This is a genomic window from Texcoconibacillus texcoconensis, assembly GCF_014202575.1.
Lineage (GTDB): Bacteria > Bacillota > Bacilli > Bacillales > Salisediminibacteriaceae > Texcoconibacillus > Texcoconibacillus texcoconensis.
In genome coordinates, this window is record NZ_JACHHB010000001.1 from 206,234 (window position 1) to 223,341 (window position 17,108).

Here is a 17,108-nt window from a genome sequence, read left to right on the forward strand (position 1 = left end):
GGTGTACCTCCTTATGTGCAATATCTTTCAATAGCTAATGAAATGTCTTTAATATCAAGTGTATGATCACTTAACTGTGCTTCTATGACAGAACGCGGCATACCATACACGACAGAGGAGGAATGAGATTCTGCGATCGCAATTGTCTCCCCCGATCGTTTAAGTTGATGTAGCCCTTCCTTCCCATCAGATCCCATTCCTGTTAACACGACGGCGATTTTTAAGTAGGTCGAAAGTCCGGTTAAAGAATTGAACATTTTGTCAACAGAAGGACGGTGCCCATTCACAGGTAGCGATTGGTCTAATTGGATAGCGACTGAAGTCCCAATAGACCTTACTGTTAAATGGTATCCACCAGGCGCAATATAAGCAACACCTTTTTGCAAAATATCTCCTTCTTCTGCTTCTTTCACCAAAATTTTCGACACGCTATTTAATCTTTTCGACAAAGATGCCGTGAATCCTTTCGGCATGTGCTGAACAATAATAATTGGTGCGTCAATATTTTCTGAAAAGGAAGATAGTACCTTTTGCAGGGCTTTAGGGCCTCCTGTAGAGGTTCCGATCGCAACGATTTTTTTTAATGATGGTCGAGTTGTTTGTGATGGTATTGTTGTTAGTAACGTGTCCGTCTCGGTCTTTTTTTCATCCTCATTTGGTGTCGAGTCTTCTAACCGTTGGTCGGCTAGTTTCTCAAGAACAACAGTAGAAGCTAGCACAGTTTTTTCAATAAGTTCGTGACTGATTTTATCAATGTCTAACGAAATAGCCCCAGAAGGTTTGGCAATGAAATCGATCGCGCCATATGCGATCGCCTTCATTGTCGTGTCGGCACCTTCTTTTGTCGTACTACTAACCATGATAACTGGAACCGGCTTTACTTTCATGATCTCTTGTAAGGTTGTTAGCCCATCCATCACCGGCATCTCCACATCAAGGGTGATCACATCTGGATTTAATTGTTGTTGTTTCTTTAAAGCGTCTTCACCGTTCCTAGCTGTCCCTATAACGGTTAATCGCTCATCACTTTCAAGGATGTCAGAGATCATTCGACGCATAAATGCTGAATCATCAACGACAAGAACATGTATCAAAGTCATCACTCCTCTTTATGAGGTTGAAAAACACGTTTAAACTTTGAAACAAACGACGAGAATGTCCTTTGCTCCTCTTGTTGTATTCGTTCGCCTATAAAAAAGGAAACGGTTTTACGTAAAGCTTTTGTCGACTTTGCTGCTGGTGAATGAATCGTAAATGGCACTTGTGCCTTAACTGCTTTTAATACCGTTTCATCTTGAGGGATCGCACCGAGAAGACGAACCTCTTTTTTTAAAAATTGCCGACAGACATTTTGAAGGTTCCTTCCCGTCTGTTTCCCTTCTTTTTCCGACTCACTACGATTGATCATTAAAGATAGCCCGAGATTATGATCGTGCATATGAATGTATTTCACCATCGCATATGCGTCTGTAATCGACGTTGGTTCTGGCGTTGTAATTAAAATGACTTCATGTGACGATAGTATAAACTTCAAACTATCTTCGGTTGCTCCAGCGCCCATGTCAAACAAAATAAAATCATAATCTTGATCCAATTGGGTTAGCTGCTCTGTAAAAAAAGCCATTCGCGCGTCATCCATCCGAAAAAGATCGTTTAACCCCGAACCACCTGCTACATAAGAGAGTCCCTTTGGACCTGTCTCAATAATCGTTGATATCGGCATTTGCTGTTCTAACATATCGACAATCGAATACGTAGCAGATTGACCTAGTAAGATATCAACATTTGCCATTCCGATATCAAGGTCGAAAAGAAGGACACGATATCCCTTCTCAACCAAGCCAAGGGAAAAGTTTAAAGCGATATTTGATTTTCCTACCCCCCCTTTTCCACTGACAATTGAGAGCACTTCAGCGTTTGTACTTTGGGGATTACTACGCTCACTTGTTCGACGCTCATTTAACTTGCTTCTAAGACGAGCTGCTTGATCATGAACCAAAATGGTCAACCCCTTACCACTTTTTGAACTAACGAATCGGCTGTCGCTTCTGACATATCGTCTGGGACATTTTGACCATCAGTCATATAAGAAATTCCTATTTGATAATCGCAGACAAGGTTCAAAGCGGCACCGCTTGTGTCCGTTTCGTCCTCTTTTGTAAGAATGAGTTTATCAATATCAATCAATTGAAATTGTTCTATAATTTTTGACATATCCCGATATTTAGAGGTTAATGCCAAAACAAGGTGGGTCTCCATTTCGTTATCAAAATCAATCACTTGACTTAATTGCTCAACATAAAGAGGGTTTCGAAAGTTTCTACCCGCGCTATCGACAAGTATAACGTCATAACCGGAAAGTTTTTCTTTCGCTTTTTTAAAGTCATCAATAGAGTAAGCTACTTCAACGGGAACGTTTAAAATTTTTGCATATGTTTTTAATTGTTCAACCGCGGCAATACGATACGTATCTGTCGTGATAAAGGCAACACTTTTGTTATCGTTTAAACTTGCGTGTGCTGCAATCTTTGCAAGGGTCGTCGTTTTCCCTACACCTGTTGGTCCGACGACATTTAAGAACCGTTTATCAAAGTTAATACCTCCGAATGTCACATTCGGTAATACGTCTTTCAAAGCGTTTTCCGCCCACTCTTTTACTGTGCTTTCTTCACTTGTTTCCCCTGAAGTATAGTAAAAACGAAGTAAATCTTTCATGACTTGATAGCGTATCGTATCGATGACCTCTTGGTCCTTAAGTCGACGGTTAACGGCTTCCAATGGTGGAGGATATCCCTCATTAGGTGTCGATGTCCCACTCATCTTTTGCACAAGCCCTTTTAAATCTTCAATCTCTTTTTTCAGTTCGTACTCAGAATCTTTTTTCTGTAGGTTTGCCGTTTGAAACTTTTCTTGAGCCTTTGGTGGTTCAGGTCTTTTGGGCGGCTTTGTTCTTGTTTCCGAAACATTCGTTTGTTTATTTGTATACTTATTTGTTTGATTGTACCCTTGATTTTCTTTCTTTTGTGAACGTTTTGCATCAGATAACTGATGTGGGTCAATTGCTGCAATCACTTCGATGTTTTTCTTTGTGAAAAAGCCAAGAAACCCACCCGTTTCCACATTTTTTGAGTTCAAGATAACAGCGTCATCGCCGAGTTCACTACGAACTTTTTTCATTGCTTCAGGCATGTCTTTTGCCAAAAACTTTTTTACCTTCATGATCCATTCACCACCCCGATACTTTGTACTTCAACAGTAGGTTCGAGTTCATTATAAGAAAGTACTGGAATGTGTGGCATATACCGTTCAAGTAAGTTTCGGATATACATTCGAACCGCTGGTGAGCAAAGAATAATTGGCATGTGCCCTGTTTGTTGCATACGTTCGACTTCAGCCATCGTATTTTCGATAATCTTCTGACCTTCATTTGGATCAATACCGAGAAAAGCACCATGTTCTGTATGTTGAACGGCATCAGATACCGTCTTTTCGACACTTGCACTTACAGTCAACACATAAAGTGGACCACCATCTGGTGCATATTGGTGTGTTAGCTGACGAGATAATGACTGTCGAACATATTCTGTTAATATATCAGTGTCTTTTGTCATTTGGCCGTAATCAGCAAGCGCTTCAAATATGACAGGCAAATTACGAATCGATACTTTCTCTTTTAACAAGTTCGCCAATACTTTTTGAATATCTCCCGTTGAAAGTGGTGTTGGTGTCACATCTTCAACAAGTGTTGGATACGATTCATTTAGGTGGTCAACGAGTTTCTTCGTTTCTTGACGCCCAAGTAACTCATGTGCATGGCGCTTGACAACTTCTGTTAAATGGGTGGAAACGACCGATGGCGGATCGACAACGGTATAGCCCGACAATTCCGCTCGTTCCTTCATGTCTTCCCCTATCCAAAGTGCTGGTTGTCCAAACGCAGGTTCTAACGTTTCTATACCCGTAATCGACTCATCTTCGATACCTGGACTCATTGCCATATAATGATCTAATAATAACTCACCGCGGGCGATTTCATTACCTTTAACCTTTATCGCATATTCATTTGGTTGTAGTTGGATATTGTCGCGAATACGAATGACTGGGACAATCATCCCCATTTCAATCGCAATTTGACGGCGAATCATGACGACACGGTCTAATAAATCTCCACCTTGATTAGCATCAGCGAGTGGAATCAAGCCATAACCAAACTCAAATTCAATCGGATCAACTTGTAATAAGTTCACAACATTTTCAGGAGAGGTCATCTCTTCTTCCGATTCCTTCGGTTCTTCTTCTGTCTCGATTTCTTCTTCAACTTTTTGCTGGTCGCTGCGCTCAAGTAAAAAGGCTCCAACACCTAAAATAGACGCGACAGCCGTTGTCACTAAAGCTTGGATAGGCGTAATAAATCCTAATAGCGCAATTGTTGCTCCTGCGACGTATAACATTTTCGGGTAGGCAAACAATTGCTCTGTGACATCGTGGCCGAGGTTTCCGTTAGATGCTGACCTCGTAACGACAATACCAGTAGCTGTAGATACTAATAATGCTGGAATTTGCGAGACAAGACCGTCCCCGACTGTTAAAAGCGTATAAGTGCTTGCTGCTTCTTGTAAATCTAAGCCTTGTTGCATCATACCGATAACAAGACCAAAAATGATATTGATAAGCACAATCACGATCCCTGCAATCGCATCACCTTTGACGAATTTACTAGCACCGTCCATTGAACCGTAAAAGTCCGCTTCGTTTTCAATTTTAGTTCGGCGTTCTTTTGCTTCCTGATCAGATATCATTCCCGCATTTAAGTCAGCATCGATACTCATTTGTTTACCTGGCATCGCATCTAACGTAAAACGCGCACCAACTTCAGATACACGTTCAGCTCCCTTTGTTATCACGATAAACTGGATAACGACGAGGATAACGAAAACGACAAAACCGACGAGCGCATTTCCCCCTACAACGAACTGGCCGAACGTTTCGATAACGTTTCCGGCATCCCCCTCATTTCCGAGTATTAAACGCGTTGTTGAAACGTTCAAACCGAGCCGAAAGAGCGTAATCAGCAACAGGAGCGTCGGAAAGATGGAAAATTGCAACGCCTCTTCCGTGTTCATGGCAACGAGAATAATGATAAGAGCCAAAGAGATATTAATAATTATTAGAAAGTCGATCATCCCAGGTGGTAATGGAATGATCAGCATGATCACGATCATGATCACACCGACTAAAACACTTAAATCTTTCGCTGACATGTTCGGTTCTCTCCTTCAATAATGAACAAATTCATCCTTTGCAGAATGGCCAGCAGCTTCGTCATCTATTACAAACGGTTTTGAATCCGATAAACGTAAGCAAGCACTTCTGCTACTGCTTTAAATAAATCTTCTGGGACTTGATCTCCAAGGTTTGTTTGGTCGTAAAGTGCTCGCGCTAACGCACGGTTCTCTACGGTAACAACGTCATTATGCTTGGCGATGTTTTTCAATTTTAAGGCGACGTAATCAACACCTTTTGCAACGATTTGTGGCGCTTCCATCGTTTCATCATCGTATTTAAGGGCGATAGCATAATGAGTAGGGTTTGTAATAACAACATCAGCCTTCGGAACTTCCTGCATCATTCGGTTCGTCGCCATTTGCTTTTGACGCTGCTTCATTTTCCCTTTAATTTGTGGGTCACCTTCTGTTTTTTTATGCTCGTCCTTAATATCTTGTTTCGACATCCGAATGTTTTTTTCATGGTCATAACGCTGATACGTATAATCGAGGACCGATATGAGCATGAGCAAAAATCCAACAGAAAGTCCCATAATGACAATTAAATTTCCGATTAACACCATGCCATCTTCCACAGAAAATAGAGCCAACGCTAACAAGTCGTCCATCGCAAACCAAATGACTGAAAATGTAACAAGAGCGACGAAAGTAATTTTTAATAACGATTTTAGTAATTCGACAATGGCTCTGATCGAAAAAATCCGTTTCGCACCTTTAAGTGGGTTAATTTTGCTTAGCTTCATCTTCACCGCTTCTGGGGCAAATAGTAAACCGACTTGCAAATAGTTACTAGCGATACCACCAAGTGCAGACGCAAGCAAGATTGGACCAAGTATCAAGAAGATTTGGTAGATGTACTCAACTAACAATGTACTTACGTTCTCGCTCGTTATATCCATCAATAAATAATCAGCTTGCCACGTAAATTGTGCGATGGTAAACAATTGTTCAGCTACATACGATCCGATAAACCATAAAAATAAAAATACAAATAATAAGATAAATGCTGTATTAACATCCGTACTTTTCGGAACTTGTCCTTTTTCTCTCGTTTCTCGCTTTTTCTTCGGTGTTGCTTGTTCTGTTTTTTCTTGCGCAAAAAATTGTAAATCGAGGGATTGATACATTTTTTACACCCCTCCGTACAGTTGCATGAGTGTTCTCATCGTTTCAGTCATCGTTTCAACAAGTTGTTGTACAACCATAAAAAACGGTGCCATCACGAGAAACATCATAATAAACCCGAGAAAAATCTTTAATGGCAAGCCGACAACAAACACATTTACCTGTGGTACGGCTCGCGATATCATCCCTAACGCCACGTCAACGAGAAAGATCGACCCAACAATCGGCATCCCCATTTGAAAAGCAATGATAAACATTGTGTTAAAACTCGTGACGAGAAACTCAATGACGTTTTCATCGCCCATCGGTAAGAATAATTGATCAAGCGGTACATATTCATAACTGTAAAACACACCATCAAGAATCATGTGGTGAGCATCCGTTGCAAGTAAGAACATCATAGAAAACATATATAAAAACGAACCAATCATCGGTGATTGCGAACCCGTTTGTGGGTCCATCACATTGGCAAGCATAAACCCGAGTTTAATATCAATAAATCCACCAGCGATTTGAATGGCATATAACATAATCATCGCTACTAAACCGACTGTTAAACCGACGAGTAATTCTTTGATAATAAGCAATGCAAATGTACCATCGATCTCAAGAATGGGCCATTCAAAAGCAAAGAAGATGAGCCAAGAAACAAATAGAGCTATACCTACTTTGTACATTCCGGGAATGTTCTCGTAGGAAAAGAAAGGTAATGTGACAAAAAAAGCTGTAACACGAACAAGAATTAAGACATAAGCAGGAAAATATTCAATCCATTCCATAACTCTGACCTATCCTACAAACAAGTGAAGATTGTTAAATAATTGTTCGGCAAACGATGTCACATGATTAAGCATCCATGGACCAAAGATGATTAATGCAACGAAAACACCAACAATTTTCGGGATAAACGCTAACGTTTGCTCTTGAATTTGCGTTGTTGCTTGGAAAATACTCACTAACAAACCGATTCCTAATGCTGTAATCAATAGAGGACCTGCTGTCATAATGACGACATAGACTGCTTGTTCAGCCAACGCGATTACTTGTTCTGGACTCATCTCAATTCACCCTTCAAAAACTTAATAACAATGACCTGACAATTAAATACCAACCGTCTACCATAACAAATAATAAAATTTTAAATGGTAGAGAGATCATAACTGGTGGTAACATCATCATTCCCATCGACATCAAAACGCTGGCAACAACCATATCAATAATCAAGAAAGGAACAAAAATCATAAAACCAATCTGGAATGCTGTTTTTAATTCACTAATTGCAAATGCAGGAACAAGAGATGTTAACGGAATGTCATCAAGCGTCTCCGGTCTGTCCATCCCTGCATACCCCATAAACAAAGCAAGATCTTTTTCCCGTGTATGCTGAACCATAAATTCTTTAACAGGAACAGTCGCTGCTTCAAAGGCTTCTTCCTGACTCACTTCCTCATTAAACAATGGTTGAAGCGCTTCTTCGTTTACCTCAGCAAACACCGGGGCCATCACAAAAAACGTGATGAAAAGAGCTAGACCTATTAGGACTTGGTTTGGTGGCATTTGTTGTGTCGCGAGTCCTGAGCGTACAAACGACAAAACAATAACGATTCGCGTAAAACATGTCATCAAGATGAGAATACTCGGCGCGAGTGCAAGTACGGTTAACAGTAATAATAACTGAACGGTTGCAGTTAAGCTTTCTGCATCATTACTAAATATATCAAGGCCTGGTATTTCCATCATCGTTCTTTCTCCTCTACCGTTGAATGCGCTTTTCGGTGTTCATCAGAAACATCTTTCAACTCTTGGTCTAGAAGTTGTCCAAAATGTGATGTTGGCTCAGATGAATTTGCTTTTGAACGCTGAAAAATATTCGATTTCAACCATTTAGACATTTTTGAAACCGGCTGATCGAATACATCAGAAGCTTTTTGATCTTGAAGTAATTTTTCAATCTCTTCAGGGTCATCCACTTCACGTAATAACTGTATCGTGTCACCGACACCGACGATGAGTAAACGGTCGCCTACACGAACAAGTTGTACAGAACGGTTTGTCCCTAGATTGACACCACCTATATTTTGTAATGTCGAATGGTCTTGAAACGATTGCGACCGTTTATGAATCATACGTAAAACAGTATAGATGAGGAAAATGACTACCCCTAAAGCAGCAAACATTTGTAACGATAATAAAAAGAGGTTTTGCGATCCGCTCGCTACAGGCGTACCATCTTCTTCGTCAGGCTCATGTTCTTTAGGGGTATCAGAATCTGAAGAGATGTCCTCATCGGTTCCTTCTTGCTCACCTTGTAATGGTTCATCTTCTTCGTCACTATCATTTAAAATATCATCAACAAATCGGTCATTAGAACCGTCATCAGGGCTCTCAAAACTTAATGCTGGGCTAGCGAACGTCATAAGAGCAAAAAAAGTGATAAAAACCAACGTTAAAGCCTGCTTACTTAAAGACTTACAGGACAACATACTTTCCTCCTCTATACATCACAAACGCCTGCTTTATCCAAGCGTTTTGTTAATCGCTTCTAATACGCGATCAGCTTGGAACGGTTTTACGATAAAATCTTTTGCTCCTGCTTGAATCGCATCGATAACCATCGCTTGTTGTCCCATCGCTGAGCACATAAGAACTTTCGCATTCGGGTCGTGGCTACGTATTTCCTTTAACGCGGCAATCCCGTCTTTTTCAGGCATCGTAATATCCATTGTTACTAAATCTGGTGATTGTTCTTTATACATATCGACAGCTTGTTGACCATCAGCTGCTTCACCAACAACTTCAAACCCATTCTTTTCTAAAATATCTTTAATCATCATTCTCATAAAAGCTGCATCATCTACAATTAATACTTTCGTTGCCATAGTAAAATACCTCCTTGAACTGTTTCATCATTTTTTTCATATTTTCACATTTATTTTAAATTTTTAATACGATCCTTAGGACTAGCGATGTCTGTCACTCGGACACCAAAGTTTTCGTCAATAACAACCACTTCGCCTTTTGCTATTAACTTCTGGTTCACGAGAATATCAACAGGCTCCCCAGCTAATTTATCCAGTTCAATAACTGAGCCTTGACTTAGCTCGAGAATTTCCCGAATTGATTTTTTCGTTCTTCCTAATTCAACCGTAACCTCTAATGGAATATCCATTAACATATCAAGATTTCGTGTCTCCGTTTCATTTAACTGCGGAGGCTCGAAACTTGAAAACGCTGCCGGTTGAGCATCAGCTGTTCGGCTATTCCCTCCAAAATTTTGCGGTTCTCGTTGTGCCATTGGTTGTTCGTTCACAGATGGCTGAGTAGGCGCTTGTTGTCTTTGTGCTTCCTGTTGTGCTGGCTGCGCCGCTGGCGCTGCTTGCTGTTTAACTTCTGAGCTTTTCATTGACTCATCTACCGGTTGTGGCGTTTCCCCACTACTTGGGTTCATCAATTTATCGACCATCTCTTTAGCAAACGAAATAGATACGAGTTGCATAATCTTCGAGTCAATTAAATTGCCTACTTTGAGGTCGAAAGAAACTTTCGCCATCACATCTTCTTCAGGAAGATTAGACGTACCTTGATCTGCTTGCACATCCAATAAATCCACCCCTGGCGGCGAAATATCAACACGTTCGTTAAAGACTGTCGACATCGATGTCGATGCTGAACCCATCATTTGATTCATCGCTTCTTGGACGGCGCTAATATGCATTTCGCCTAATTCTTCAACGGCGTTTGTACCATCTCCGCCAAGCATGAGGTCAGCGATAATCGCTGCATCTGATTGCTTAATGACGAGTAAATTCATGCCTTGAAACCCATCTTTGTATTCAACATGGATGGCCACGTGCGGTTGAGGGAACTCATCGTCTAACTCTGATTTTTTTACAACTTCTACTTGAGGCGTAGTAATATCCACTTTTTGGTTCAATAGCGTTGATAAAGCAGTCGCTGCACTACCGAAGGAAATATTTCCGATTTCCCCCAGCGCATCTTGCTCAATAGTTGACAAGTAATTATCCACTGCTAGTTCCTCAGACTCGGATTCACCTCCACCATCTGTATCCATACCCTGTAAAAGGGCATTTATCTCCTCTTGTGATAACATATCATCATTCATCGTCGTCAACCTCCTCAATCACGTCGGTAATTTGCACGGCCAATTGGTTTTTCGATTTTCCTGGCTGCGCATAATACTTTGGATGGTCACCGACACGAACCAACAGTGGATCTTCAATAAGCTGATCTAATTCAATCATATCATCTTTCGACATTTGTAAGAACTCTTCGATTGTAATTTCTGATTTGCCTAATTCCACCTTAATATCCAATGGCGCAGTCTTGACATTTTTCTCAAGTGCTTTAATTTCTTCTGGTTCACGCTCTTTTTTCTTTGTCTGCATCCAAAGGTGAACCGACAATTTCGGTAAAATCGGCTCAATTACGACGTGGGGAAGACATAGGTTGATCATTCCAGACGTTTCTCCGATCGTCGTTGAAAGCGAGATGACAACAACTGTCTCGTTTGGAGATACGAGCTGTAAAAATTGCGGGTTCACTTCCATGTCATCCATTTCCACATCAAACTCAGCAATTGAGCTCCACGCTTCAGTAAATGTTTCTAACGTTCTTTGAAATAGTTGAGACATAATCCTTGACTCAATTTCAGTTAAGTTATCAACTTTATTAAATGCTTCACCTTGCCCACCAAGAAGGCGGTCGAGCATTGCATAAGCAATGTTTGGGTTCACTTCCATGACAAAGCGTCCTTCAAGTGGGTAAGGTTCAAACACATTTAAAATCGTCTGTTGTGGAACGGAACGGATAAATTCATCGTACGGAAGCTGGTCAACACTTGCTACACTAATTTGCACGAATGTCCTTAATTGTGCGGAAAAATGCGTTGTTAATAACCGCGCAAAATTTTCATGAATTCGTGTCAAACTACGGATTTGGTCTTTTGAAAAGCGGAGCGCTCGTTTGAAATCATAAACACGGATTTTCCGTTCATCATCTTCTTTTTTTAATTCCTCGGCATCCATTTCTCCGGTTGACAAGGCTGATAGGAGGGCGTCAATTTCACCTTGCGATAATACATCCGTCATGAGCCTCACCTCTCTTTACTGCTAACATCTCTAGCTTAATCATTTACTGCACCACTCGCTCATGCATATATACATCGACGACTTGGCCTTCTTGTAATATTTTTGATATTTCATCTCGTAGGCGATCTTCCAGGTTCTTGACCCCTTCAGACCCTCGTATTTCTGATCCTCTCATATCCGATAATTCGGATATAATAATGTTTTCCATTTGAAAATCTCGTTTTTCTAACTCATCGCGGGCATCGTCACTATCTAGTTGAATCATAAAGCGAGCACGTAAAATTTCATTGGTTGCTAAGTTCGTCGTAATTTCTTCTGTCTCAAGCGAAACATCCAAGATTTCATCGATAGTTGGCTCACCATCATCACTTGGACTGGCTTGAAAAAATTGCGTATACAATACGAGCGTCATAACACCGATTAACGCGAGTGCGATGAGGATGATGAACATAATATTAACTAACCGGTTATTAAACACCTTCCGACCCCTCCGAATCTGTAAGTAAACCTTTGTGCATCATCATAGGCGCTAAACCTACCTGTTGATAAAATTGTAGCAAACGTTGCGACACTTCTTCTTCCTCTTCTCGTACGACAAGTTTCTTTCCATTGGTCAATGTGAGCGTCGTATCTGGAAATGACTGAATTTGTTCGATATACAGTGCATTTAATGTGAATGTTTGGCCGTTTAAGCGAGTCAGTTCAATCATAGGTATGAAAGGCTAGGGGGGTTAATACCCTAGCCTACCTCCTTTACACAATGTTTCTTGCCAATTTTTAAACAACCCCTCGACGTTGCTCAAAAACTATCTTCCTAAGTTAACGAGTTCTTGTAAGATCTCATCAGATGCCGAAATCATACGAGAGTTTGATTGGAAACCGCGTTGGGCAACGATCATTTCTGAAAGTTCTTCAGATAAGTCAACATTGGACATTTCAAGAGCTGCACCAGTTAGCGATCCGCGACCTTCCGTTCCAGGGGCTCCAATCTGTGCTCCACCTGAGTTGTTAGAGATTTCATACGTATTTTCTCCCGATTTTGAAAGACCACCAGGATTGTTAAAGTTGGCGATGGCAATTTGCCCTAACAACTGTGTTGTTCCATTTGCATAAACACCTGTAATTTCTCCTGCTTCCGAAACACTGTAACTTTCAAGGGTACTTTGTTGTGAACCGTCAACACTATTTAAGTCAACCGTAGTTGAACTAGCATTTTGAGTAACACTTGCAAACATCTCTTCATCTATAGGTACTTCAATAACTTCTGCTCCGTTATTTGGATCTAAAAATAAGGCATCGTAGTTATCATCATCATCATCAAATTCTACCTGTCCACTCTCAACATCATCTATTTCATCTAAAGTTCCATCTGGATTAAAGTTTAGTGTACCACTGATAGAAAAGTCATCATCTTCTTCATCATCTAAATCCTCCACAGATTGATCATCATCTGCATTATAACTATTACCATTTAGTTGAGAATTACCCAGTGAAGAAATTTCAAAATTCCATTCATTCGAGGTGATTTCATCATCATCATCATCAGTTGCTCGTGTGAATGTAATTTCTAGTTCATGCTCTTCCCCTTGTGAATCTGTCACACTATAAGGGACTGTGATAGATTCTTCTGCCTCTGTTTCTGTACTTAGATTTCCAGCAAAATCAAAGTTCGATGTAGGTACAGGGTTTCTCGCATCACCTGCTTGAATCGTGAGATCACCTAGGTTATCATCATCAATCTCTATATTTCCGCCCTCATCAGCACCGTAACCTTGCACGCGCAAACCTTGACTATTTACGAGTGTCCCTTCTTCATCTAAATAAAAGTTACCGGCTCTTGTGTATAGCCCTTGTTCGCCGTCATTAACAACGAAAAATCCATCGCCACTAATCGCCATATCCAAATCACGGCCTGTCGTTTGCATTGATCCTTGGTTATGAATCGTATCTGTTGAGGCCATTGTTGTACCAAGACCGATTTGTTGCGGGTTGGTACCTCCACGGTCATCTTGAGGTGTACTCGCCCCTGCTAATTGTTGGCTCACTAAATCTTGAAACGTCGTACGGTCCTTTTTAAAACCATGTGTATTTGCGTTAGAAACGTTATTTCCGATCACGTCCAATTTATCTTGGAAATTGTTCATGCCTCCGATACCAGAGTACATTGCTCGTAACATATGATCGACTCCTTTTCTTTTTCATTCGCTACGTCCATCATTCAGTAGCGTTCGGCTTCCTTTCGGTCCAGCCATGTATGTTTCTTAATCAACGACGATCGTGCCGTTGATGTTCGTAAACAATTGATCTTTTGCTTCTTGTCGATTCATCGCTGTTATCACCGTGTCATTTTTCGCACTAACGACAAGCGCAGCTTGTTCTGTAATCACGAGTGAATCATTGACACCTTTTTGTTTAGCTTCAGCGACTTTTTCTTCAATCTGCTGCCACTTCTTATCACCAAGTTCGATGTTTCGCTCTTGAAGACGTTTTTCCGCATGTTTACTTAGCTTTAAAGACGTCTCATTTTGCAACTGTTGATCAAATACTGCTTTAAAAGACGTATGACTTTTTTCCGTTTGCGGATTTGACTTAGGTGGTGGTTTTGGCAGTGGCTGTTGCAGGTGATGCGGCATAATTTTATTGCCCATCGCCCTCACCTCCGTTATCTTCCACTACTCTTCATGCGGAAGAGTCACTTGTTTAATTTCATCTGCTGATACTTTTTCATTAGCTGAAACAACTAATTTTGTTTCGCCATCTTTAAAACTAACAGCTTGAACAATGTCCGTTCTTGTCTCTGTCGTTGTTTCACCATTCCCATCTGCTACTTCTGCTTGCCAAGAAATTTCCTTTCCGATCATATCACTATGCGATACGAACTGTTCTTGGTTTTGCTGTTCGAGAAATGATTCGAGGTTTTCATTTATATTTGTCATTTGTTCGAGCGATGAAAAGTTGGCCATTTGTGATACAAACTCGGTATCATCCATCGGATCTAACGGGTTTTGGTTTTGCAATTGCGTAATAAGTAACTTTAAAAACGCATCACGATCCATATCATCTTCTTCTGGGTCGCGAACTAAATCTTGGTTTTGCTTACCTTGTAAAGAAAGAGGATCTTTTTGTTTTCGCTGCTGTTCCTCTAGCATCGCTTGTTGCTGTTGCTGCATCGGTGTTTGCGCTGCACCTAGCACATCCATAGTCAAACCTCCCTACGCTTCTGTGTTAATCGTATGTTCTAAATAATCTGCGAAACGCCCTGTTTCACCTTGATCATCACCTTCTTGGTGCGAATCATCTTGCTTCGATTCTTCCCGCTGTTGCTGATTGCCTTGTTCATCAGATGTAGCGTCTTTTAGGTGTGTTTGCCCCTGTTGTTGGTTAACTTCAATTCTATCAACTTGGATGTTTTGTGCGAGAAAAGCTTGTCTCAATTGGTTCAGTTGCGATTCAATCATTTCTTTTGCCATCCCCGTTGTCGTCATCATTTGCGCGACAAGTACACCATTCTGGTGGGTCAGGTTCACATCTAAGCGACCGAGAGACTCAGGATATAATTTAATTGATAACTGTTGCGTTCCTTGATTTGATGATTGTAGATGACTTCTACTTAAAATATCTTGAAATTGACGTATAAATTGCTCTTGGTTCGGTCTTTCCGCTTGTTGATCACCTAAGTGGATCGCAAGTTGTTGAGCCCTTGCCATCGGCTGGTTCATATTATCTAGAGACAAAGCAGGATTTGCTGTGTTCTGAGAAGGGACTGTCGGGCGCTCTTGGTCAAGATTCATCCTGGCAAACACATCTTTAAGCATTTGCATATGATCGCTGTTACCGTTTTGTTGTAGGAGGTTTTGGAAATCCTCCTTCGTTGCAACACCTTGCGAACGTAGTGCATTCATATGATCATTCAAACGGTTTATCATCGCTTGAGAACTCTTCTCGTCTTTCATTTCTGAGTGTTGATATCCTGGAAATAGTCTTTGTATCGACTGCTCCATGTTTCTCATAAGCGCCGTTTTATCACCTTCTAATTGCCCACCAGAAGTTGTTTCATTGACAGCGATCAGAGCTGCAATCATTTGTGCATGTTCTGACATATCACTTGAAGCAATGTTTTCAAGTGCTTCCTCACTTGCAAACCAAGCTTTCACTTCTTCTGAAAGATCGCTTGGGAGTGATTCTAACAAACTTTGAACACCATCTGATTCAAGCCAGGCTAAATCTGCAAATCCATCCTCCATGGACAACTCACTGAATAACACATCTAGTTCTTCCCAAAGGCTGTCATCAAAATCGAGTTCCCCTTCAAGCATTTGTAAGGCTTCTGCAACGGCTTGTTCATCAATTTCTAGGTTAGCTAAAAACGATTCTCCTTTTCCATTTTGCAACGCTTGTGTAAACAGTGATGCAAATGCTGATTCTTCACCGCCTTCCAACTCAGCTAAACCTTCCTTCAAGCTTGTACCACCAGAGGCATTTGCACCTTGTAAAGGTAAAGCGTTAGGCATTGCCATCAGTCCTTGCATGTTTTTCACCTCCTTTCATAGGATTAAAAGTTTTTACTGTGCTAAAGCCGAGATCAAAGTAGATGCAACATCAGACTCTAATTGGTCAAGGATATCCGCTCGTGTACCTGGCTCCATTTCTCGCAAATATGATACAGCCTCACCTGTATCCATACCCTGAATAATTTCTGCGGCGCGATTGGTTGACATTTCACTTAAGGTTTCAACCGCTCCTTCGATCCGTTCCTCTGCTTCTAGAGCGTCTTCTTCCTCAGATACAAGTTGGTCCTCTAGCGCTTCAATATCATTTTCTAATGATGCAATTTCATCTTCATAGGCGTTTTGTTCATTTAATAGTCGATTCACTTCATTTTCTAACGTTTGGTTTTCCTGTTCCAACTCAACTATCCGTTCTTCGTATGCAGCTTCTTCCGCATCTTCTTCTGTTTCAACATACTGGTTGACTACCGGTATATTTCCAGCGATTTCCCTTGCTTGTGAATTGACGTCAACACCTATATAACTTAAAACGATAGAAGCGAGAATAATCGCAAACAAAGTTGGAATAACGATCACTAATAAGATCCATTGCCACTTACTATGACGTTGTTCTTTCTTTTTTTTCTTAGCCATACGTTCACCCTTACTTTGACATGAACTGTTGCACTGAGATTTCATCTAATTGCTTCATTTCTTCATGCAACATATCTCGTCGGTGCTGATCATATTTTCTTTGTTTCATTTTTTCATATTTCTTCACATCAACGGAGCGGTCGATAAGAATCTCATGCTCTTTATTCATCGAATCTCTCGCTGATTGCGTTTGTTTTTGTAGATGGTCGATTTTTTTATATAAATGGCTGAGCGTGTCTTGAATTTGTTGAATATCTGCAATAGGTACCCCTTGTTTTATCCTTTGTTCATAACTTTCTTCTAATTCTTCTTTCCGCTTTAGCACATGGTAAAGTTCTGTGGCGATGTTTTCAAAAGAATCCATCGCGTTTTGATAGTTTTGTTCCGCTTCTAGCTTCTCATTTTCTTTATACTCAAGCACTTTTTGTAACGAAAATTGGAAAGTCATT

The 17,108-nt window shown here is 40.7% G+C and carries 20 protein-coding genes; all 20 read right to left on the minus strand.

Annotated elements, in window-relative coordinates:
- Positions 1-11: 11 nt before the first annotated feature.
- The 20 genes from HNQ41_RS00950 to fliJ all read right to left on the minus strand — a co-directional run bounded on the left by HNQ41_RS00950 (position 12) and on the right by fliJ (position 17,107).
- Positions 12-1,100, minus strand: coding sequence for a protein-glutamate methylesterase/protein-glutamine glutaminase (locus tag HNQ41_RS00950; RefSeq protein ID WP_184662536.1), 1,089 nt, complete (start codon positions 1,098-1,100; stop codon positions 12-14).
- Entirely contained in the window at positions 1,100-1,999 is a 900-nt protein-coding gene (locus HNQ41_RS00955) for a MinD/ParA family protein (RefSeq protein WP_184662537.1), read from the minus strand. The genes HNQ41_RS00950 and HNQ41_RS00955 overlap by 1 nt, the downstream gene beginning before the upstream one ends.
- A gap of 5 nt (positions 2,000-2,004) precedes the next feature.
- Positions 2,005-3,219 (minus strand): flagellar biosynthesis GTPase FlhF, encoded by a 1,215-nt coding sequence (gene flhF / locus HNQ41_RS00960; protein WP_184662538.1) that lies wholly within the window; start codon positions 3,217-3,219, stop codon positions 2,005-2,007.
- A complete protein-coding gene (flhA, locus tag HNQ41_RS00965; protein WP_184662539.1) occupies positions 3,216-5,261 on the minus strand; it encodes a flagellar biosynthesis protein FlhA in 2,046 nt (681 codons plus the stop codon). Before flhA ends, flhF begins: the two co-directional genes overlap by 4 nt.
- 68 nt (positions 5,262-5,329) lie before the next feature.
- The gene (gene flhB / locus HNQ41_RS00970) at positions 5,330-6,412 is read right to left on the minus strand and encodes a flagellar biosynthesis protein FlhB (RefSeq protein WP_184662540.1); all 1,083 of its coding nucleotides are present in this window, start codon (positions 6,410-6,412) and stop codon (positions 5,330-5,332) included.
- Positions 6,413-6,415: 3 nt separating this feature from the next.
- Entirely contained in the window at positions 6,416-7,189 is a 774-nt protein-coding gene (gene fliR, locus HNQ41_RS00975) for a flagellar biosynthetic protein FliR (protein ID WP_184662541.1), read from the minus strand.
- Between the two features lie 9 nt (positions 7,190-7,198).
- Entirely contained in the window at positions 7,199-7,468 is a 270-nt protein-coding gene (gene fliQ, locus HNQ41_RS00980) for a flagellar biosynthesis protein FliQ (RefSeq protein ID WP_184662542.1), read from the minus strand.
- A gap of 13 nt (positions 7,469-7,481) precedes the next feature.
- The gene (gene fliP, locus HNQ41_RS00985; RefSeq protein ID WP_184662543.1) at positions 7,482-8,150 is read right to left on the minus strand and encodes a flagellar type III secretion system pore protein FliP; all 669 of its coding nucleotides are present in this window, start codon (positions 8,148-8,150) and stop codon (positions 7,482-7,484) included.
- Entirely contained in the window at positions 8,147-8,893 is a 747-nt protein-coding gene (locus HNQ41_RS00990; protein ID WP_184662544.1) for a flagellar biosynthetic protein FliO, read from the minus strand. The genes fliP and HNQ41_RS00990 overlap by 4 nt, the downstream gene beginning before the upstream one ends.
- A 33-nt stretch (positions 8,894-8,926) precedes the next feature.
- Positions 8,927-9,289, minus strand: coding sequence for a response regulator (locus HNQ41_RS00995; protein ID WP_184662545.1), 363 nt, complete (start codon positions 9,287-9,289; stop codon positions 8,927-8,929).
- A gap of 50 nt (positions 9,290-9,339) precedes the next feature.
- The gene (fliY, locus tag HNQ41_RS01000; RefSeq protein WP_184662546.1) at positions 9,340-10,533 is read right to left on the minus strand and encodes a flagellar motor switch phosphatase FliY; all 1,194 of its coding nucleotides are present in this window, start codon (positions 10,531-10,533) and stop codon (positions 9,340-9,342) included.
- Positions 10,526-11,518, minus strand: a complete 993-nt coding sequence (gene fliM / locus HNQ41_RS01005; protein WP_184662547.1) for a flagellar motor switch protein FliM — start codon at positions 11,516-11,518, stop codon at positions 10,526-10,528. Before fliM ends, fliY begins: the two co-directional genes overlap by 8 nt.
- Before the next feature lie 43 nt (positions 11,519-11,561).
- Positions 11,562-11,996, minus strand: coding sequence for a flagellar basal body-associated protein FliL (gene fliL / locus HNQ41_RS01010; RefSeq protein ID WP_184662548.1), 435 nt, complete (start codon positions 11,994-11,996; stop codon positions 11,562-11,564).
- Positions 11,989-12,228 (minus strand): flagellar FlbD family protein, encoded by a 240-nt coding sequence (locus HNQ41_RS01015; RefSeq protein WP_184662549.1) that lies wholly within the window; start codon positions 12,226-12,228, stop codon positions 11,989-11,991. Before HNQ41_RS01015 ends, fliL begins: the two co-directional genes overlap by 8 nt.
- Before the next feature lie 96 nt (positions 12,229-12,324).
- Positions 12,325-13,695, minus strand: a complete 1,371-nt coding sequence (locus HNQ41_RS01020) for a flagellar hook protein FlgE (protein WP_184662550.1) — start codon at positions 13,693-13,695, stop codon at positions 12,325-12,327.
- 84 nt (positions 13,696-13,779) lie between these two features.
- Positions 13,780-14,166, minus strand: coding sequence for a TIGR02530 family flagellar biosynthesis protein (locus HNQ41_RS01025; RefSeq protein ID WP_184662551.1), 387 nt, complete (start codon positions 14,164-14,166; stop codon positions 13,780-13,782).
- Positions 14,167-14,190: 24 nt separating this feature from the next.
- Positions 14,191-14,718 carry a flagellar hook capping FlgD N-terminal domain-containing protein gene (locus HNQ41_RS01030; RefSeq protein WP_246421445.1) on the minus strand — a complete coding sequence of 176 codons (528 nt, stop codon included), beginning with the start codon at positions 14,716-14,718 and terminating at the stop codon, positions 14,191-14,193.
- Positions 14,719-14,730: 12 nt separating this feature from the next.
- Complete coding sequence (locus HNQ41_RS01035) at positions 14,731-16,047, minus strand: flagellar hook-length control protein FliK (protein WP_184662552.1); 1,317 nt, start codon at positions 16,045-16,047, stop codon at positions 14,731-14,733.
- Positions 16,048-16,080: 33 nt separating this feature from the next.
- On the minus strand, positions 16,081-16,659 hold the full coding sequence (locus HNQ41_RS01040; protein ID WP_184662553.1) for a magnesium transporter MgtE N-terminal domain-containing protein: 579 nt from the start codon (positions 16,657-16,659) through the stop codon (positions 16,081-16,083).
- 10 nt (positions 16,660-16,669) lie between these two features.
- Positions 16,670-17,107, minus strand: coding sequence for a flagellar export protein FliJ (gene fliJ / locus HNQ41_RS01045; protein ID WP_184662554.1), 438 nt, complete (start codon positions 17,105-17,107; stop codon positions 16,670-16,672).
- Position 17,108 lies beyond the last annotated feature (1 nt).